Origin of the sequence: Aureimonas sp. AU4 (assembly GCF_001463765.1) — a bacterium.
Taxonomy (GTDB): Bacteria; Pseudomonadota; Alphaproteobacteria; order Rhizobiales; family Rhizobiaceae; genus Aureimonas.
This window is the reverse complement of the sequence record NZ_BBWK01000006.1, coordinates 21,189-38,709: the sequence shown is the minus strand read 5'-3', so window position 1 is coordinate 38,709 and position 17,521 is coordinate 21,189. Positions and strand designations below refer to the sequence as shown.

Sequence of the window (17,521 nt, the reverse complement as noted above, 5' to 3'; positions counted from 1 at the left end):
ACCGGTTAGCGGCTCCGCCTCGTTCCCATCGAGATCACCGAGCGCCCCGCGCGCGGCCCGTTCCCCGGGCCCCGGGGTCGCCCAAGACAGAATGCAAGGAGCACTCCCATGGCACACAAAAAGGCAGGCGGTTCTTCCCGCAACGGTCGCGACTCCGAGTCCAAGCGCCTCGGCGTCAAGAAGTTCGGCGGCGAGCGCGTCATTCCGGGCAACATCCTCGTGCGCCAGCGCGGCACGCGCTGGCACCCGGGCGTGAACGTCGGCATCGGCCGCGACCATACCCTGTTCGCGACCTCGGAAGGGACCGTCGTCTTCAAGAAGACGCCGAATCGCACCACCATTTCCGTCGTGCCGCAGGCCGAGGCCGCCGAGTAACAGCCGGTGCCTTCGAAGTGCCGGCGTCCCACCAGACCCGGCCTTCGACCCTCGCGAGACGCGAAAACGGGATCGAGACGGGAGGATGGGACGCCATCCTCCCGTCTTCCGTTTTTCTCCGCGAAAGCTCTCGGCGATGCGCTCCCCTTCCGACAGTGAAGAACCCTCCTCACCCCGGCTGATCACGCGCTCGCTCGCGCTGCGCGGCCTCTCCCTCGACGATGCGCCCGCGATCGCCGCGCTCCTGCAGGACCGTCGCATCGCCGAGATGACGGCCCGAATCCCGCATCCCTACACGCTGCGCGACGCCGAGACCTACATCTCCTCGCCGCCCGACGACTGGGTTCGGGCGGTGGACCGGCTGGAGGACGGGGCGCTGGTCGGCATCGTGAGCTTGCGTTCACTGGAGCGGCGCGGCCAACTCGAGATCGGCTACTGGATCGGCCGGCCCTTCTGGAACCGGGGCTATGCGACGCAGGCCGCGCAGACCGTCATCGACCACGCCTTCGCTGGGCTCGAGGCCGAGGTGGTGGAGGCGCGCTGCCGGGCCGTGAACGCGGCCTCGCGTCGCGTCATCGCCAAGTGCGGTTTCGGCTACAGCGGGACCGGCCTGTCGGAGTCGCTGGTGGCGGGCCGTGTGTCGTGCGAACGCTACCGGATGGACCGGCGCACATGGTCGGCGCTGAAGAGCTGGGGAGCCTGTGCATGAGACGGCTGGCCGTTCTCGCCCTGTGCCTCGCCCTCCTGCCGGCCGTCGCCCGGGCAGCGCCGCTCGATCTTCTCGGCTTCTTCGAGGGGTCGAGCGTCAGTGTCGGCGAGACGCGCACGTTCCTGGTCTTCCGGGAGCGCTTCTCGGCGAGCTTCACCGGACGGCGAGAGAACGGCACGCTGGTCCTCGACGAGCGCTTCCGCTTTCCCGAAGGCCCGCGCCTTCAGCGCTGGCGGCTGCGCGACGAGGGCGGCGCGATCCGGGGCACGGTCGAGACCGAGGACGAGAGCGGCCGGCTGGCCGCCCCGGTGCCCGTCACGGGCACGCATGAGGGCGACGGCGTGCGGCTCGACTATAGCGGTATCGCGCCGGGCAGCGGGCGACGGCTCGGCTTCCGGCACGAGATCACGCCGAACGGCGACGGGACGCTTGCGAACCGCGTCACCGTGCGGCTCTGGGGCATACCGGTCGCGCGCTCGCGCGTCACCTTCGCCAAGAGCGCTGGCGCGCTCGCCGCGCACGACGATCCTTGAGCGGCCGGCGGTCGCTCCATCCGCCATAGCTGGGTTCCCCTTCGGGAGCTTGGGCGTTAAACCGGCCGCAGCCCCTCCCGGCGCGCCATCAAAGAAGGGAACGCCATGAAGTTCCTCGATAAGGTCAAGGTCTATGTCCGCTCCGGCGACGGCGGCGCGGGCGCCGTGTCGTTCCGGCGCGAGAAGTTCATCGAGTTCGGCGGCCCGGACGGCGGCGACGGCGGGCGCGGCGGAGACGTGTTCATCGAGGCCGTGCAGGGTCTCAACACGCTGATCGATTACCGCTACCAGCAGCATTTCCGGGCCAAGACCGGGATGCACGGCATGGGCCGCAATCGCACTGGCGGCAAGGGCGCGGACGTGACGCTGAAGGTGCCGGTCGGCACGCAGGTCTTCGCCGAGGACGAGGAGACGCTGCTTTGCGACCTCACCGAGGTCGGCCAGGTCTTCCGCGTGGCGGAGGGCGGCAACGGCGGCTTCGGCAACTGGCAGTTCAAGTCCTCGATCAACCGTGCGCCCTATCGCGCCAACCCGGGCCTCGAGGGCGAGGAGCTGACGATCTGGCTCCAGCTGAAGCTGATCGCCGATGCCGGCGTCGTCGGCCTGCCGAACGCTGGCAAGTCCACCTTCCTCGCCAGTTGCACCGCCGCCCGGCCGAAGATCGCGGACTACCCCTTCACGACGCTTCACCCCAATCTCGGCGTCGCGACCGTGGACGGCCAGGAATTCGTGATCGCCGACATTCCCGGCCTGATCGAGGGCGCGCACGAGGGCGTGGGCATCGGCGACCGCTTCCTAGGCCATGTCGAGCGCACGCGCGTGCTGCTCCATCTCGTCTCCGCCGTGGAGGAGGACGTGGCGGGCGCGTACGAGACGGTGCGTCGCGAGCTCGAGCTCTACGACGAGGAACTCGCCGCCAAGCCCGAGGTCGTGGCGCTCAGCCAGATCGACACGGTGGACGACGAGACGCGGCGCGACAAGCTGGACGAGCTGGCGCGCGTGGCGGGCCGCAAGCCCTTCGCCCTCTCGGCGGTCAGCCGCAACGGCCTCAACGACGTCCTGCGCGCGCTGAAGCGCGAGATCTCCGATCTTGCCGACGAGGCGGCCGAGGATCAGGCCGCCGAGGACCGCCGCCGCTTCGGCGCGCAGCTCAACGACGAGGACTGGCGCGCTTGAGCGATCGTCTCGCCCCCTTCCGCCGGGTCGTCGTCAAGGTCGGCTCGGCGCTTCTGGTCGATCCGGCATCGGGCCTTCGCGCGGACTGGCTCCGCACGCTCGCCGCGGATCTGGTCGGCCTCTCAGCCGAGGGGCGCGAGATCATCGTCGTGTCGTCGGGCGCCATCGCGCTCGGCCGCACCCTCCTGAAGCTCCCGCCGGTCGTGCTACGGCTCGAGGAAAGCCAGGCAGCCGCCGCCGTCGGGCAGATCGCGCTCGCCAAGGCGTGGAGCGAGGCGCTGGGCGAGCACGCGCTGACGGCCGGCCAGGTGCTTCTCACGCTCGGCGACACCGAGGAGCGTCGCCGCTACCTCAACGCGCGCGCGACGGTCGGCACGCTTCTGGCGCTCGGGGCGGTACCCGTCATCAACGAGAACGACACGGTGGCGACCACCGAGATCCGCTACGGCGACAACGACCGCCTCGCCGCGCGCGTCGCCACCATGATGTCGGCCGATCTCCTGATCCTTCTCTCCGACATCGACGGGCTCTATACCGCGCCACCTGCCCTCGACCCGGCGGCCGAGCACATCCCGCTGGTCGCCGCCATCACGCCGCAGATCGAGGCCATGGCAGGGGGCGCGGCGAGCGCCCTGTCGCGCGGCGGCATGCGCACCAAGGTCGACGCGGCCAAGATCGCGACGGCGGCGGGCGCGGCGATGATCATCGCGAGCGGCCAGCGCCTCCACCCGATCCGCGCCGTGCGCGAGGGCGAGCGCTCCACCCTCTTCCAGGCCGCGCAGGACCCGGTGCGCGCGCGCAAGCGCTGGATCGCGGGCTCTCTGAACGCCAGCGGAACGCTGCATGTCGACGACGGCGCGGTGCGGGCCCTTCTGTCCGGCAAGAGCCTGCTGGCGGCCGGCGTCACGCGCTCGGAAGGCGACTTCCGGCGCGGCGACACGATCCGCGTGGTGGATGCGGCCGGCCAGGAACTCGCGCGCGGCCTCGTCGCCTACGACGCGGCCGAGGCGGCTGTCGTGGCGGGCCTGCGCTCGGCCGAGATCCAAGCGCGGCTCGGCCAGGGCGCGCGCGGCGCCATGATCCACCGCGACGACCTCGTTCTCACGCGCGGCGGCGAGAGCCTCGGCGACATGCCCGTGGAGGAGTTGCGCGATGCGGGATGACGCTGTCGACCTCGACGCGACGATGCGCGACATGGGCGAGCGCGCACGCGCTGCCGCGCGCAGCCTCGCGGTCGCCGAGCCGGGAGCCAAGAGCGCGGCGCTGCGCGCGATGGCGGACGCGGTGAACGCCGACGCGGCGACGATCCTCGACGCCAACCGCCTGGATGTCGAGGCGGCGCAGGCGTCGGGCGCCTCCAGGGCGATGATCGACCGTTTGACGCTCGACGCGGGTCGTGTCGCGGCCATCGCGGACGCCCTGCGCGAGGTGGCGTCGCTTCCCGATCCGGTCGGCTCGGTCGCAGCGGAATGGACGCGGCCGAACGGGCTCGTGATCCGCCGCGTGCGCACGCCGCTCGGCGTCGTCGGCGTGATCTACGAGAGCCGCCCGAACGTCACGGCCGATGCCGGCGCGCTGTGCCTCAAGGCCGGCAACGCGGTGATCCTGCGCGGCGGCTCGGACTCCTCGCGCTCGTCCGCCGCGATCCACGCCGCGCTGGTGCGCGGGCTGGAAGCCGCCGGCCTGCCGCGCGACGCGATCCAGCTCGTGCCCACCCGCGACCGCGCGGCGGTGGGCGCGATGCTCGCGGGGCTCGGCGGCTCGATCGACGTCATCGTGCCGCGCGGCGGCCGCTCGCTGGTGGAGCGCGTGCAGCGCGAGGCGCGCGTGCCGGTCTTCGCCCATCTCGAGGGGCTCTGCCACGTCTATGTCGACCGCTCGGCCGACCTCGCCATGGCGCGCCGCATCGTCGTCAACGCCAAGATGCGGCGCACGGGCATCTGCGGCGCGGCCGAGACGCTCCTGATCGACCGCTCGGCGCCCGAACTCGTCGCGCCCCTCCTCGCCGACCTTCAGGCCGCCGGCTGCGAGTTGCGCGCGAGCGACGAGGCGCGGGCGCTCTTTCCCGGCGCCCTGCCCGCGACCGAGGAGGATTTTCGCACCGAGTATCTCGACGCGGTGATCTCGGTGGCGCTGGTGGACGGCGTGGACGGGGCGATCCGCCACATCGAGCGCTACTCGTCGCACCATACCGAGGCGGTGATCGCACAGGATCAGCAGGTGGCCGACCGCTTCATGCGCCATGTCGATTCCGCGATCCTCCTCCACAACGCCTCGACGCAGTTCGCCGACGGCGGCGAGTTCGGCTTCGGCGGAGAGATCGGAATCGCGACCGGCAAGATGCACGCGCGCGGGCCGGTCGGCGTGGAGCAGCTGACGACGTTCAACTACCGCGTTTCCGGCAACGGCCAGACGCGACCGTGAGACGCCCGCTCGCCCCGCTCGCCCCGGCCGCGCCCCTCGCGGCCGAGGAGCTTCGGCTGCCGCCGTCGGGCCCCGGCTGGCGCGTCGGCCTCTTCGGCGGCTCGTTCGATCCGCCGCACGAGGGCCATCTCCTCGTCGCCGAAACCGTTTTGCAGCGCCTGCGGCTCGACCGGCTCTGGTGGATGGTGACGCCCGGCAACCCGCTGAAGGACCACGGCCGCCTGCGCCCGCTCGCCGAGCGCCTCGCGCTCTCGAAGGCCCTGTGCGACGATCCGCGCATCGTGGTGACCGGGTTCGAGGCCGCCTGGCGCGTGCGCTACAGCGCCGACACGGTGATGATGCTGCGCCGGCGCCGGCCCACCACGCGGTTCGTCTGGGTGATGGGCGCCGACAGCCTCGCGACCTTCCACCGATGGCAGGACTGGCGCCGCATCGCGAGCGCCATGCCGATCGCGGTGGTGGACCGGCCGGGCTCGACGCTCTCGCTGCTCTCCTCGCCGGCCGCCCGCGCCCTCAAGCCGCACCGCCTCCTGGAGCGCGACGCGGCCCGCCTCGCACAGGCCGATCCGCCGGCCTGGGTCTTCCTGCACGGCCCGAGATCTCACCAGTCGTCCACAAGGCTGCGCGAGCTGGCGGAGGCCGCGTCTTGAAACCGACATGCTCCTTTGCCACCTTTTACTCTTGCAAGGGCACGTAACCTCTTGCCCGTCTCAACCGGAAGGAACGGTTAACCTGAACGCCATCGCCGAACTGAAGGCCCTCGTGCCTTCTGACGCGACCGCCAACGACGTTTCCGTCGGACGGCCCGTTATCGACCTCGTGATCGGGAGTCTCGACGACTCCAAGGCCGAGGACATCGTTTCCATCGACCTGAAGGGCAAGACCGCGCTGGCCGATCACATGGTGATCGTGTCCGGGCGTTCGCACCGCCACGTCACCGCGGTCGCCGACCACCTCCTGCGCGACCTGAAGGAAGCCGGGCACGGCAACGCCAAGGTCGAGGGCCTGCAGAACGGTGACTGGGTGCTGATCGATACGGGCGACATCATCGTCCATATCTTCCGCCCCGAGGTCCGTGCCTTCTACAACATCGAGAAGATGTGGAGCGTGGGCGAGGCCGGCGAGGCTTCGGTCCACTAAGCTTGGCGGCATGAGACTGACGATCGCGGCGGTCGGGCGCATGAAGGCCGGCCCCGAGCAGGAGCTGGCCGCCCGCTATCTCGACCGGCTGCGCAAGAGCGGGGCCCCGCTCGGCCTTGACTTTTCCGGCGTGTCGGAGATCGCGGAATCGCGCGCGGCCGGCGTCGTGGAGCGAAAGCGCGACGAGGGCGCCCGCCTTCTCGCCCTCCTGCCCGAGGGCGCTCGGCTCCTCGTGCTCGACGAGACGGGGCGTACGCCCTCCTCCGAGGAGTTCGCGACCCTTCTCACGCGGCACCGCAACGAGGGCGCGCGAGACCTTGCGCTCGCGATCGGCGGCCCGGACGGGCATGGCGACGAGTTGCGGGCACGCGCGAGCGGCCTGATCGCCTTCGGCCGCCTCACCTTTCCCCATCAGATCGTGCGCATCCTCCTCGCCGAGCAGCTCTACCGCGCGACCACCATTCTCAGCGGCCATCCCTACCATCGCACCTGACGGCCTCCGCGATGCCGGTCGGTCACAGCCTGGAGCCAATCGGAAGGCTGGCGCCGGGACGCCCCTTTTTCGTCGCCTCGCGATGGCACAGGCTGGACCGGAGCTTTCCGGCCGCCCGGCTGGTTAACGCTTCCTGAAGCGATGCGGCCGCAGGCTCGCCGGACGGGGAGCGAAGTCGGACGACGAATGTCATGACCACCGGATCGAAGGGACGGAAAAGGCGAACGGCGCTGCGGCACGCCGCGACCGCTGTCGTCGCGGCGCTGCTTGCGGCAGCGCCCGCAGCCGCCCGGCCGGGAGACGACGAGGCGGCGGCAGCGCCCGTCGCGCAGGCCGCGCCCGGCTCCTCCACCAGCGACGCCATCGCCGAGCAGCGCCGGCGCACGGAAGCCGAGCTTGCCCGCATCTCGGGCGACATCGCCCTGTCGCAGGAGGCGGTGACGCGGCTCGACGCGCTGGTGGCGGGCGTCGCGGCGGATCGCGGCCGCCTGCAGGGCGAGATGATCCGCGCAGCCGCCGACCAGAAGCAGGCTTCCACGGACGTGACGGCGACGGAAACGCGCATCCGCGCCCTCGCCGACGAGGAGGGCGGCCTCAAGGGGTCGCTGCGCGAGCGCCGAGGCGTGCTGGCCGAGGTTCTGGCGGCCCTGGAGCGCATGGGCCGCAAGCCGCCGCCCGCGCTGCTCGTGAAGCCGGGCGACGCGCTCGGCTCGGTACGCAGCGCCATCCTGCTCGGTGCCGTGGTGCCCGAGATCCGCGGCGAGACGGTCGCCCTTCTTCGGGACCTCCAGCGGCTGGCCGACGTGCGGACCTCGATCGAGCAGGAGAAGAGCCGCTTCGCCGAGGCGCTGTCCCGCGCCCGCGAGGAGGAGGAGCGGATCGTCCGCCTCATGGAGGAAAAGGACAAGATCGCGGCCGAGAGCCGCAGCCGTATCGGCGAGGAGAAGCGGCGCGCGGCCGAGCTCGCCTCGCAGGCGACCAGTCTCGAGACGCTGATCGCCGAGCTCGACGCCGCGAGCCGCCGAGCCCGCGAACGCGAGGAGGCCGAGCGCCTGGAGGCGAGCCGGGCCGCGGCCGAGGCGTCCGCTCGGCTGGCGCCCGCTCCCGATGCGCCGAACGCGGCCACGCCCGAGCCGTCCTACGATGTCGCGGCGCTCAAGCGCGAGATGAGCGAGCTCAGCCCTTCCGCCCCATTTTCGACAATGAAAGGGAGCCTCGTGCCCCCGGTTGCAGGCGGTATCGAGCGGCGGTTCGGCGACAAGGACGAGATGGGACGCATCGTGGCGGGCGCCACCTTCCGGGCGCGTCCCGGCGATGTGGTGACGGCGCCGGCGGACGCGCAGGTCCTCTACGCCGGACCCTTTCGCTCCTACGGCCAACTCTTGATCCTGAATGCCGGCGATGGCTATCATATCGTGTTGGCCGGCATGGGCCGGATCGACGCCGAGGTTGGCCAGTTCGTGCTGTCGGGTGAGCCGTTGGCGATGATGGGATCGACCCGCGTGGCCAGCGCGTCGAGTGCTGAGATGGGCGATGGCGGCGCATCGCTTTACGTGGAATTTCGCAAGGACGGGAAACCGGTCGACCCGGCCCCCTGGTGGGCGGATGGATCATCTGGAAGGACGAGGAATGATACGTAAGCTCTCCATTCTCTTCGCGGGAGCGCTTCTGGGTGCCACCGCGATGACGGCCTTCGTGGGTCCGCATGCGGGCGTGGCCAACGCCGCCGGTTCCGACACCTACCGCCAGCTTGCCATCTTCGGCGACGTGTTCGAGCGCGTGCGCGCCCAGTATGTCGACGTTCCCGACGACCAGAAGCTGATCGAGACCGCGATCAACGGCATGCTGACCTCGCTCGATCCGCATTCGAGCTACATGAACGCCAAGGAAACGGCGGACATGCGCACCGAGACGCGCGGCGAGTTCGGCGGCCTCGGCATCGAGGTCACCATGGAGAACGAGCTCGTCAAGGTCGTCTCGCCCTTCGACGGCACCCCGGCCGACAAGGCGGGCGTGCTCGCCGGCGACCTCATCGCCGAGATCAACGGCGAGCAGGTGCGCGGCCTGACGCTGGCCGAGGCGGTCGAGAAGATGAAGGGCGAGATCGGCTCCTCGGTCGATCTCACCATCATCCGCGACGGCGCGACCCAGCCCGTGCGCCTGTCGATCCAGCGCGCCGAGATCAAGGTGCCGTCGGTCCGCCACACGGTCGAGAACGACGTCGGCTACATCAAGCTCCTGCGCTTCAACGAGCAGACCACCTCCGGCATGGAGGAGGCGATCGCCGACATCAAGGCGAAGATTCCGGCCGACAAGCTCAAGGGCTTCGTCCTCGATCTGCGCCGCAACCCGGGCGGCCTGCTCGACGAAGCCGTCAGCGTGTCCGACGCCTTCCTCCAGAGCGGAGAGATCGTGTCGACGCGCGGCCGCAACGCCGAGGAGACCCGCCGCTACAACGCCCGCTCGGGCGACGACGTGGACGGCAAGCCGGTCGTGGTGCTCGTCAACGGTGGATCGGCTTCGGCCTCCGAGATCGTGGCCGGCGCGCTTCAGGACCAGAAGCGGGCGACGATCGTCGGCTCGCGTTCGTTCGGCAAGGGATCGGTGCAGACCATCATCCCGCTCGGTGCCAACGGCGCACTGCGCCTGACGACCGCGCTCTACTACACGCCGTCGGGCGCCTCGATCCAGGGCAAGGGTATCATCCCCGACATCGAGGTCGATCAGCCCCTGCCCGACGACATCAAGGCGCAGATGGGAATCAAGCCCGGCGAGGATCCGAAGTTCGGCGAAGCTTCGCTGCGCGGCCACATCAAGGGCGTCCAGGAAGGCGACGAGGGCTCCGGCTCGCTCGACTACGTGCCGCCCGAGGCCAAGGACGACCTGCAGATGCAGTACGCCTTCGAGCTTCTGCGCGGCACCAAGACCAACGCCGCCTTCCCGCCCAAGCAGGATTCGGCCTCGATCGCCAACTGAGCGATCGGCTCCGACAGTTGGAAAGGCCCCGGCGCGCTGCGCCGGGGCCTTTTTCGTGCGTCCAGCAAAAGCTCCGGTCCAGACTGCCTCCCTAGGGTCGCGTCCCATGCGCGACGAACTCTACCGCCCCCTCGGCCAGGACCTTCAACCGACGCGGAGCACCCCGCGCGCCAGGCGACGACTGCCGAAGCTCGCCGCCTTGGCGGCCTTTGCGACGGTCGCGGGCGGCTCGACGCTGGCCGTCCTCGAGCAGCCGGACTTCGCGCCGGTGGCGCCGACGGTGGTCGCCGGCGCATCCGTCACCGCCCCGCCTTCGACGGAAGACGCCGCGGAGCCCAACGTCGTGCGCATGGCCGAGACCGGCGGCGTGACGGTGACGCGCGGCAACGAGATCCTGCCGGTCTCCGGCGCGCCCGACCCGACCACGACCGGCTCGATCCGCGTCTTCGATCCGGGCTCGCTGCGCCAGCCCGCCGCCTTCGCCGCCTCGCCCGACGAGGCGCTGCTCGAGCCGAGCGACATGGGAATGCTGCCGGTGCGCAGCGGCGACGGGCGACGTCCGCTCGACGTCTATGCCGGCGCGACCTCCGGGGCGCTCGGCACGCGCATCGCCATCGTGGTCGCGGGCCTTGGCATTTCCCAGACCGGCACGCAGCAGGCCGTGGAGCGCCTTCCGGCCGGCGTAACCCTGGCCTTCGCCGCCGACGGCAACTCGCTCGACCGCTGGATGCGCAACGCACGCCAGAACGGCCACGAGCTTCTGCTCCAGGCCCCGCTGGAGCCCTTCGGCTACCCGGAGATCTCACCGGGCGAGGATACGCAGACCGTCGCCGACGCCGTGGCGGGCCGCTTCGACGCGCTGCATCACGCGCTCGGGCGCATGACGAACTATGTCGGGGTGATGAACTACATGGGCGCCCGCTTCAACGCCGAGCCGACGGCGCTGGAGCCCTTTCTCGCCGAAGTCTCGCGACGCGGCCTGCTCTACATGGACGACGGCTCGTCCTCGCGCTCGCTGGCCCGCGACGTGGCCGTGGCGGGACGCGTGCCGTTCGCGGCATCCGATCTCGTTCTCGACCAGGATCGCTCGCCTGAGGCGATCCGCCGGCAGCTCGACGCGCTGGAGCGCGTCGCGCGCGCGCGGGGAACGGCGGTGGGCGTTGCCAGCGCCTTCGAGACCTCGGTCGAGACGATCGCCGCCTGGACCCGCAAAGCGACGGGCCGGGGCATCGAGATCGTGCCGGTCTCGGCCCTGGCGCTCGACCCCGAAGCGAGACGCTAACATTTTCTTCACCACGTTTTTCTTTTCGCGCCGCGTCATTCCTCCATATGGCTCCGCAGCATAAGACCCGAGTCCCTGGAGCCGCATGACCGCCCCCGCATCCCTCCCCTATCGTCCCTGCGTCGGCATCATGGTGCTGAACCGCGAGAACCGCGTCTTCGTCGGTCGCCGGGTCGTCGAGCCGCGCGGCGAGATGGACGGTGCGACCCAGCTCTGGCAGATGCCGCAAGGCGGGATCGACGAGGGCGAGGACGCGCTGGAGGCCGCGCGGCGCGAGCTCTTCGAAGAGACCGGCATCCGCTCGGTCGAGCTCCTCGACGAGACGCCGGACTGGCTCACCTACGAACTGCCGCCCGAACTCGTCGGCATCGCCCTCAAGGGTCGGTTCCGCGGCCAGAAGCAGCGATGGTTCGCCTTCCGCTTCACGGGCCGCGACGAGGAGATCGCGATCGACCCGCCGCCCGGCGGACACACGGCGGAATTCACCGAATATGCCTGGAAACCCATGGACGAGGTTCTCCACCTTGTGGTGCCGTTCAAGCGCGGGGTCTACCAGCAGGTGATCGACACGTTCCGCCACCTGGAGACCGCGTCGTGAGCGACGGACCGGGCGTGACCGTGCGCGAGATGCGGCCGGACGAGCTTCTGTTCGTCGAGACGATCCACGCGTCCGCCTTCGACGGGATCGACGAAGCGCAACTGACCAAGGCGGTGATCGAGTCGGGGCACGAGACCATCTCCGTGGTCGCGGCGCATGACGGCTTCCTGATCGGTCATGCGCTCTTCAGCTCGCTCGACGGGCCGGAGCGAGCGCTGGCGCTCGGCCCCGTCGCGGTCGCGCCGGACCGACAGGGCGCCGGCATCGGCGCGCGCCTGATCGGCTTCGGGCTGGAACTGGCGCGTGAGCGGGGCTGGCGCTCCGTCTTCGTGCTGGGCGACCCGCACTATTACGGCCGCTTCGGCTTCAGGCCCGATCTTGCGCAGGGAGCGGACGTGCCCTGGGCGGGTCCGGCCTTTCAGGCGCTCGAACTGATACCGGGCGCGCTCACGGGCTGGCACGGGCCGTTGGTCTATCCCGAACCCTTCTCGGCCCTTCCGGAATGAAAAAGGGCCCGGCGCCATCCCGGCGCCGGGCCCTTCTGAATGAAAATGCGAATGGCGACCGGCTCAGGCGCCGAGTTCGGCGCGGGCGCTGCGCAGATCGACGACCCGCTGGTCGGCGCGCGTGCGGGCCGGTCCCTCGGCGGTTTGTGCGGCGGCAGCCTCCGCGCGCTGGATCTCGGCTTCGAGCGCCTCGGTGTTCATCTCCTCGACCGGCGACGCGTGTTCGGCGAGCAGCGTGAAACCGTCGGCGTTGATGTCGGCGAAGCCGCCCTGGACGAAGATCCGCTTCTCGCCGCCCGAGACGAGCGTCGCGCGCACGACGCCGGGCTTCAGCGTGGCCATCAGCGGCACATGGTTCGCCATGACGGTGAAGTAGCCCTCGGTGCCCGGCACGATCACGGCCGTCGCCCGCTCCGAGAGAAGCAGCCGCTCGGGGGACACCAGTTCGAACTTGAAGCCGTCAGCCACGATCCGTCTCACCTAGCTGCGCCTGGATTCGGCGCTTCGCCTGAAGGGCAGCCTCGAAATGGTGGACCGCCAACTCGAACTTGTCGCGGCAGCCGGGATTGCAGAACCCGACCACCTCGTCTCGGTAGGTCGTCAGCGAGTCCGCCGAGATCGGTTTGCCCGACCAGGGACAGGTCTCGTTGACGGCGTCCTCGATCCGAAGAGCTGAGGACGCCCCCGCCATCTTTAAGCCTGCGCGGCCATCTTCTGGGCCTTCTCGATCGCCATCTCGATCGAGCCGACCATGTAGAAGGCGGCTTCCGGCAGGTGGTCGTACTCGCCGTCGACCAGACCCTTGAAGGACTTGATCGTGTCCTCGAGCGGCACGAGCTGGCCCGGCGAACCGGTGAACACCTCGGCGACAAAGAAGGGCTGGCTGAGGAAGCGCTCGATTTTGCGGGCGCGCGCGACGGTGAGCTTGTCCTCTTCCGAGAGCTCGTCCATGCCCAGGATCGCGATGATGTCCTGCAGCGACTTGTACTTCTGCAGGATCGACTGGACGCGGCGAGCCGTGTCGTAATGCTCCTCGCCGAGGATCATCGGCGAGAGCATGCGCGAGGTCGAGTCCAGCGGATCCACCGCCGGGTAGATGCCCTTCTCCGAGATCGCGCGGTTGAGCACGGTCGTGGCGTCGAGGTGGGCGAAGGAGGTGGCCGGCGCCGGGTCGGTCAGATCGTCGGCGGGCACGTAGATGGCCTGAACCGAGGTGATCGAGCCCTTGGTCGTGGTCGTGATGCGCTCCTGCATCGCGCCCATGTCGGTGGCCAGCGTCGGCTGGTAGCCTACGGCCGAGGGAATGCGGCCGAGAAGCGCCGACACCTCGGAACCCGCCTGCGTAAAGCGGAAGATGTTGTCCACGAAGAACAGCACGTCCTGGCCCTGGTCGCGGAAGTTCTCCGCGATCGTGAGGCCGGTCAGCGCGACGCGGGCGCGCGCGCCCGGCGGCTCGTTCATCTGGCCGTAGACGAGCGCGGCCTTCGAACCGGCGGTCGAGCCGCCGTTCTCGTGCGGGTCCTTGTTCACGCCGGACTCGATCATCTCGTGGTAGAGATCGTTGCCCTCGCGGGTGCGCTCGCCGACGCCGGCGAAGACGGAGTAGCCGCCGTGCGCCTTCGCGACGTTGTTGATGAGCTCCTGGATGAGCACGGTCTTGCCGACGCCCGCGCCGCCGAACAAGCCGATCTTGCCGCCGCGCGCGTAGGGCGCGAGAAGGTCGATGACCTTGATGCCGGTCACGAGGATCTGCGACTCGGGGTTCTGCTCGACATAGGGAGGCGCCGGCTGGTGAATGCCGCGCTTGGCCGTGTACTCGATCGGCCCGACCTCGTCGATCGGCTCGCCGATGACGTTCATGATGCGGCCGAGCGTGCCGTCGCCGACCGGAACCTGGATCGGCGTGCCGGTGTCGGTCACGCGCTGGCCGCGCACCAGACCCTCGGTGAGGTCCATGGCGATGGTGCGGACGGTGTTCTCGCCGAGGTGCTGGGCGACCTCGAGAACGAGCCGGTTCCCGTTGTTGTCGGTCTCCAGCGCGTTCAGGATCTCGGGCAGGTGGCCGTCGAACTCGACGTCGACGACGGCGCCGATGACCTGCGCGACGCGGCCCATGCGGCCGTTCATGTCCAATGTGTCAGCCATCTTGGCCTCCTTTAAGGGTCGGTCTCAACGCGTCCGGGCCGAACGGCCTCCCGCGCCTCGTCATGCGGTCCGGGCGAAAAGCTCGCCCGTCAGGAATCTCAGAGCGCCTCGGCGCCCGCGATGATCTCGATGAGCTCGGTCGTGATCTGCGCCTGGCGCTGGCGGTTGTAGCTGATCGACAGCTTGTTGATCATGTCGCCCGCGTTGCGCGTCGCGTTGTCCATGGCGCTCATGCGGGCGCCTTGTTCCGACGCGCCGTTCTCAAGAAGCGCGCGGAAGATCTGGATCTTGATGTTGCGCGGGATCAGGTCCGCGAGGATCGACTCGGGCTCCGGCTCGTACTCGTAGATTGCCGCCGCGCCCGTCGTGGAAGCCTCGACCACCGGCACCTCGGCGGGGATGATGCGCTGCGCGGTCGGGCGCTGCGTGATCACGTTCTCGAAGGCCGAGTAGAAGATCGTCGCGACGTCGAACTCACCCGCCTCGAAGCGCGTCATCACCTCGTCGGCGACACCTTCCGCATTCGAGAAGGCGATGCCGCGCCCGGCGTTCAGATCCATCCGGGCGACGATGCGCGAGCCGAGGTCGCGGCGCATCAGGTCGGTGCCCTTCTTGCCGACCGAGATGATCTTGACCGTCTTGCCGGCCGTCTCCAGCCTGCGGACATGCTCGCGCACCAGACGCACGATCTGGCCGTTGAAGCCGCCGCACAGGCCACGATCGGACGTGAAGACGACCAAGAGGTGCGTGTCGTCCCGGCCCGTGCCGGACATCAGGGGCAGCGACTGCCCCTGCTCCATGGCCCCGGCGATGTTGCCGAGCACCGAGGCCATCCGCTCCGAATAGGGACGGGCGGCCTCGGCGGCCTCCTGCGCGCGACGCAGCTTGGCCGCCGCGACCATCTGCATGGCCTTGGTGATCTTCTGGGTCGCCTTCACCGAGGCGATGCGATTGCGCAGGTCTTTCAGCGACGGCATGGGTCGGGTCGATCTCCGTTTCGGCCGGGCCTAAGGCTCAGCTGAAGGACTTGGCGTAGCTGTCGATCGCGCCCTTGAGCTTGGCGCGCGTGTCGTCCGACAGCTGCTTCTCGGTGGCGATCGTGTCGAGAACGCTCTTGTGCTCGGTGCGCAGCGACTGGAGGAGACCCTCCTCGAAGCGGCCGACATCCGAGACCTTGAGCGTGTCGAGGTAGCCCTGCGTGCCCGCGAAGATCACCGCGACCTGCTCTTCCGTCTTGAGCGGCGAGAACTGCGGCTGCTTCAGGAGCTCGGTAAGGCGCGCGCCGCGGTTGAGGAGGCGCTGCGTCGAGGCGTCGAGGTCCGAGCCGAACTGGGCGAAGGCCGCCATCTCGCGGTACTGCGCGAGCTCGCCCTTGATCGAGCCGGCGACCTGCTTCATCGCCTTGATCTGGGCCGAGGAGCCCACGCGCGACACCGACAGGCCGACGTTCACCGCCGGGCGGATGCCCTGGTAGAACAGGTTGGTCTCGAGAAAGATCTGGCCGTCGGTGATCGAGATCACGTTGGTCGGGATGTAGGCCGACACGTCGTTGGCCTGCGTCTCGATGACGGGCAGCGCGGTCAGCGAGCCGGCGCCGAGATCGTCGTTGAGCTTGGCGGCACGCTCCAGAAGGCGCGAGTGCAGGTAGAACACGTCGCCCGGGTAAGCCTCGCGGCCCGGCGGGCGGCGCAGCAGGAGCGACATCTGGCGGTAGGACACAGCCTGCTTGGACAGGTCGTCATAGGCGATCACGGCGTGCATGCCGTTGTCGCGGAAGTACTCGCCGATCGCGCAGCCGGCGAAGGGCGCGATGTACTGCATCGGCGCGGGGTCCGAGGCGGTGGCCGCGATCACGACCGAATAGGCCATGGCGCCGCGCTCCTCGAGCGTGCGCACGAACTGGGCGACGGTCGAGCGCTTCTGGCCGATCGCGACGTAGATGCAGTAGAGCTTGTCCTTCTCGGACGCGCCCGCATCATGCGCCGGCTTCTGGTTCAGGAAGGTGTCGAGCAGGATCGCGGTCTTGCCGGTCTGGCGATCGCCGATGACCAGCTCGCGCTGGCCGCGACCGACCGGGATCAGCGCGTCGATGGCCTTGATGCCGGTCGACATCGGCTCGTGCACCGACTTGCGCGGAATGATGCCGGGCGCCTTGACGTCGACGCGGCGGCGCTCGACGCCCTCGATCGGGCCCTTGCCGTCGATCGGATTGCCGAGGCCGTCGACCACGCGGCCGAGCAGGTTTTTGCCAACCGGAACGTCCACGATCGCGCCGGTGCGGCGAACCGTGTCGCCTTCCTTGATGTCGCGGTCGGAGCCGAAGAGCACGACGCCGACATTGTCGTTCTCGAGGTTCAGCGCCATGCCGCGCACGCCGCCGGGGAACTCGACCATCTCGCCGGCCTGGCAGTTGTCGAGACCGTAGACGCGGGCGATGCCGTCGCCGACCGAGAGAACCGTGCCGACCTCGGAGACTTCCGCCTCGGATCCGAAGTTCTTGATCTGGTTCTTGAGGATTGCGGAAATTTCCGCGGCGCGGATGTCCATCAGCCGACCTCTTTCAGCGCGAGCTTAAGGGATGAGAGTTTGGTGCGAAGCGAGGTGTCGATCTGACGCGAACCGATGCGCACCACGAGACCGCCGAGAATGGCCGGATCGACGCTTTCGCGCATCGAGACGGTCTTGCCGGAATAGGAGCCGAGCGAGTCGCGGAGCGCCGCGCGCTGGGAATCGTTGAGAGGCTGGGCCGTGACGACCTCGGCCTCGACCTCTCCGCGATGGGTCGCCGCCATCTGACGGAAGGCCTTGACCATGGCCGGCAGCGCGAAGAGACGGCGATTGGCCGCGATCACGCGCAGGAAATTGCCGGTGAGCGCGGAGGGCTTCACCTCGTCCACCACCGCCGAGATGGCGCGCAGCTGATCGTCCGACGTGAAGGCCGGGCTTTCCACAAGACGGCGGAAATCGGCGTTCTCGTCGATCAGCTTCTGGAAGGCGACGAGTTCGCCCTCAATCGTCTGGATCGTGCCTTCGTCTCGTGCCAGCTCGAAGAGGGACTGGGCGTAGCGTTCTGCGACTCCGGAAACCGGAGAGGATGATTTTGCCACGGACGACCGCTTCTCTTCTCGTTTCGGGCGCCAGGTCCGGCGCGCAGCAAGCGGCGA

The 17,521-nt window shown here is 69.5% G+C and carries 20 protein-coding genes; 14 read left to right on the top strand and 6 right to left on the bottom strand.

The genetic code is table 11. The features are described 5' to 3' along the window. The first annotated feature begins 108 nt into the window (after positions 1-108). The 14 genes from rpmA (at position 109) to AUL35_RS02720 (ending at position 12,212) form a co-directional block, all read left to right on the top strand. Entirely contained in the window at positions 109-375 is a 267-nt protein-coding gene (gene rpmA, locus AUL35_RS02785; protein WP_062011781.1) for a 50S ribosomal protein L27, read from the top strand. Positions 376-511: 136 nt separating this feature from the next. Further along, positions 512-1,084 (top strand): GNAT family N-acetyltransferase, encoded by a 573-nt coding sequence (locus AUL35_RS02780; RefSeq protein WP_244493651.1) that lies wholly within the window; start codon positions 512-514, stop codon positions 1,082-1,084. Further along, the gene (locus AUL35_RS02775; RefSeq protein ID WP_062011777.1) at positions 1,081-1,617 is read left to right on the top strand and encodes a DUF3833 family protein; all 537 of its coding nucleotides are present in this window, start codon (positions 1,081-1,083) and stop codon (positions 1,615-1,617) included. The genes AUL35_RS02780 and AUL35_RS02775 overlap by 4 nt, the downstream gene beginning before the upstream one ends. A 105-nt stretch (positions 1,618-1,722) precedes the next feature. Then, positions 1,723-2,793, top strand: a complete 1,071-nt coding sequence (gene obgE / locus AUL35_RS02770) for a GTPase ObgE (RefSeq protein ID WP_062011775.1) — start codon at positions 1,723-1,725, stop codon at positions 2,791-2,793. Next, positions 2,781-3,956, top strand: coding sequence for a glutamate 5-kinase (proB, locus tag AUL35_RS02765; protein ID WP_374754476.1), 1,176 nt, complete (start codon positions 2,781-2,783; stop codon positions 3,954-3,956). The genes obgE and proB overlap by 13 nt, the downstream gene beginning before the upstream one ends. Further along, complete coding sequence (locus tag AUL35_RS22835; RefSeq protein ID WP_062011771.1) at positions 3,946-5,217, top strand: glutamate-5-semialdehyde dehydrogenase; 1,272 nt, start codon at positions 3,946-3,948, stop codon at positions 5,215-5,217. The genes proB and AUL35_RS22835 overlap by 11 nt, the downstream gene beginning before the upstream one ends. Then, positions 5,214-5,867 (top strand): nicotinate-nucleotide adenylyltransferase, encoded by a 654-nt coding sequence (locus AUL35_RS22830; RefSeq protein WP_062011768.1) that lies wholly within the window; start codon positions 5,214-5,216, stop codon positions 5,865-5,867. The genes AUL35_RS22835 and AUL35_RS22830 overlap by 4 nt, the downstream gene beginning before the upstream one ends. Positions 5,868-5,979: 112 nt before the next feature. Then, a complete protein-coding gene (rsfS, locus tag AUL35_RS02750; protein ID WP_244493650.1) occupies positions 5,980-6,357 on the top strand; it encodes a ribosome silencing factor in 378 nt (125 codons plus the stop codon). A 10-nt stretch (positions 6,358-6,367) separates the two neighbouring features. Continuing rightward, positions 6,368-6,850, top strand: a complete 483-nt coding sequence (gene rlmH, locus AUL35_RS02745; protein WP_062011766.1) for a 23S rRNA (pseudouridine(1915)-N(3))-methyltransferase RlmH — start codon at positions 6,368-6,370, stop codon at positions 6,848-6,850. Positions 6,851-7,041: 191 nt separating this feature from the next. Next, positions 7,042-8,490: a murein hydrolase activator EnvC gene (locus AUL35_RS02740; protein ID WP_062011765.1), complete on the top strand. Its 1,449-nt coding sequence runs from the start codon at positions 7,042-7,044 to the stop codon at positions 8,488-8,490. Then, the gene (locus AUL35_RS02735; protein WP_062011763.1) at positions 8,480-9,826 is read left to right on the top strand and encodes a S41 family peptidase; all 1,347 of its coding nucleotides are present in this window, start codon (positions 8,480-8,482) and stop codon (positions 9,824-9,826) included. Before AUL35_RS02740 ends, AUL35_RS02735 begins: the two co-directional genes overlap by 11 nt. Positions 9,827-9,932: 106 nt before the next feature. Continuing rightward, positions 9,933-11,108, top strand: a complete 1,176-nt coding sequence (locus AUL35_RS02730; RefSeq protein ID WP_062011761.1) for a divergent polysaccharide deacetylase family protein — start codon at positions 9,933-9,935, stop codon at positions 11,106-11,108. 85 nt (positions 11,109-11,193) lie between these two features. Further along, positions 11,194-11,706 (top strand): RNA pyrophosphohydrolase, encoded by a 513-nt coding sequence (locus AUL35_RS02725; RefSeq protein ID WP_062011759.1) that lies wholly within the window; start codon positions 11,194-11,196, stop codon positions 11,704-11,706. After that, on the top strand, positions 11,703-12,212 hold the full coding sequence (locus AUL35_RS02720; RefSeq protein WP_082666056.1) for a GNAT family N-acetyltransferase: 510 nt from the start codon (positions 11,703-11,705) through the stop codon (positions 12,210-12,212). Before AUL35_RS02725 ends, AUL35_RS02720 begins: the two co-directional genes overlap by 4 nt. 63 nt (positions 12,213-12,275) lie before the next feature. Here AUL35_RS02720 and AUL35_RS02715 read toward each other — a convergent pair whose 3' ends face one another. From AUL35_RS02715 to AUL35_RS02690, 6 genes are all read right to left on the bottom strand, one after another. Next, on the bottom strand, positions 12,276-12,680 hold the full coding sequence (locus AUL35_RS02715; protein WP_062011758.1) for a F0F1 ATP synthase subunit epsilon: 405 nt from the start codon (positions 12,678-12,680) through the stop codon (positions 12,276-12,278). After that, positions 12,673-12,903, bottom strand: a complete 231-nt coding sequence (locus AUL35_RS02710) for a hypothetical protein (protein ID WP_062011757.1) — start codon at positions 12,901-12,903, stop codon at positions 12,673-12,675. Before AUL35_RS02710 ends, AUL35_RS02715 begins: the two co-directional genes overlap by 8 nt. A 2-nt stretch (positions 12,904-12,905) precedes the next feature. Then, positions 12,906-14,357, bottom strand: coding sequence for a F0F1 ATP synthase subunit beta (gene atpD / locus AUL35_RS02705; RefSeq protein WP_062011756.1), 1,452 nt, complete (start codon positions 14,355-14,357; stop codon positions 12,906-12,908). A 98-nt stretch (positions 14,358-14,455) separates the two neighbouring features. Continuing rightward, the gene (locus AUL35_RS02700; protein ID WP_062011755.1) at positions 14,456-15,334 is read right to left on the bottom strand and encodes a F0F1 ATP synthase subunit gamma; all 879 of its coding nucleotides are present in this window, start codon (positions 15,332-15,334) and stop codon (positions 14,456-14,458) included. Positions 15,335-15,371: 37 nt separating this feature from the next. Continuing rightward, the gene (gene atpA, locus AUL35_RS02695) at positions 15,372-16,904 is read right to left on the bottom strand and encodes a F0F1 ATP synthase subunit alpha (RefSeq protein ID WP_062011754.1); all 1,533 of its coding nucleotides are present in this window, start codon (positions 16,902-16,904) and stop codon (positions 15,372-15,374) included. Beyond that, positions 16,904-17,464, bottom strand: a complete 561-nt coding sequence (locus AUL35_RS02690) for a F0F1 ATP synthase subunit delta (protein ID WP_062011753.1) — start codon at positions 17,462-17,464, stop codon at positions 16,904-16,906. The genes atpA and AUL35_RS02690 overlap by 1 nt, the downstream gene beginning before the upstream one ends. Between the last annotated feature and the right edge of the window lie 57 nt (positions 17,465-17,521).

Excerpts from the sequence above, each read along its gene's own strand:
- rpmA (WP_062011781.1), top strand. The coding sequence starts at position 109 with ATGGCACACAAAAAGGCAGGCGGTTCTTCCCGCAACGGTCGCGACTCC.
- AUL35_RS02780 (WP_244493651.1), top strand. The coding sequence starts at position 512 with ATGCGCTCCCCTTCCGACAGTGAAGAACCCTCCTCACCCCGGCTGATC.
- AUL35_RS02775 (WP_062011777.1), top strand. The coding sequence starts at position 1,081 with ATGAGACGGCTGGCCGTTCTCGCCCTGTGCCTCGCCCTCCTGCCGGCC.
- obgE (WP_062011775.1), top strand. The coding sequence starts at position 1,723 with ATGAAGTTCCTCGATAAGGTCAAGGTCTATGTCCGCTCCGGCGACGGC.
- AUL35_RS22835 (WP_062011771.1), top strand. The coding sequence starts at position 3,946 with ATGCGGGATGACGCTGTCGACCTCGACGCGACGATGCGCGACATGGGC.
- rlmH (WP_062011766.1), top strand. The coding sequence starts at position 6,368 with ATGAGACTGACGATCGCGGCGGTCGGGCGCATGAAGGCCGGCCCCGAG.
- AUL35_RS02740 (WP_062011765.1), top strand. The coding sequence starts at position 7,042 with ATGACCACCGGATCGAAGGGACGGAAAAGGCGAACGGCGCTGCGGCAC.
- AUL35_RS02735 (WP_062011763.1), top strand. The coding sequence starts at position 8,480 with ATGATACGTAAGCTCTCCATTCTCTTCGCGGGAGCGCTTCTGGGTGCC.
- AUL35_RS02730 (WP_062011761.1), top strand. The coding sequence starts at position 9,933 with ATGCGCGACGAACTCTACCGCCCCCTCGGCCAGGACCTTCAACCGACG.
- AUL35_RS02725 (WP_062011759.1), top strand. The coding sequence starts at position 11,194 with ATGACCGCCCCCGCATCCCTCCCCTATCGTCCCTGCGTCGGCATCATG.
- AUL35_RS02710 (WP_062011757.1), bottom strand. The coding sequence starts at position 12,903 with ATGGCGGGGGCGTCCTCAGCTCTTCGGATCGAGGACGCCGTCAACGAG.
- atpD (WP_062011756.1), bottom strand. The coding sequence starts at position 14,357 with ATGGCTGACACATTGGACATGAACGGCCGCATGGGCCGCGTCGCGCAG.
- AUL35_RS02700 (WP_062011755.1), bottom strand. The coding sequence starts at position 15,334 with ATGCCGTCGCTGAAAGACCTGCGCAATCGCATCGCCTCGGTGAAGGCG.
- atpA (WP_062011754.1), bottom strand. The coding sequence starts at position 16,904 with ATGGACATCCGCGCCGCGGAAATTTCCGCAATCCTCAAGAACCAGATC.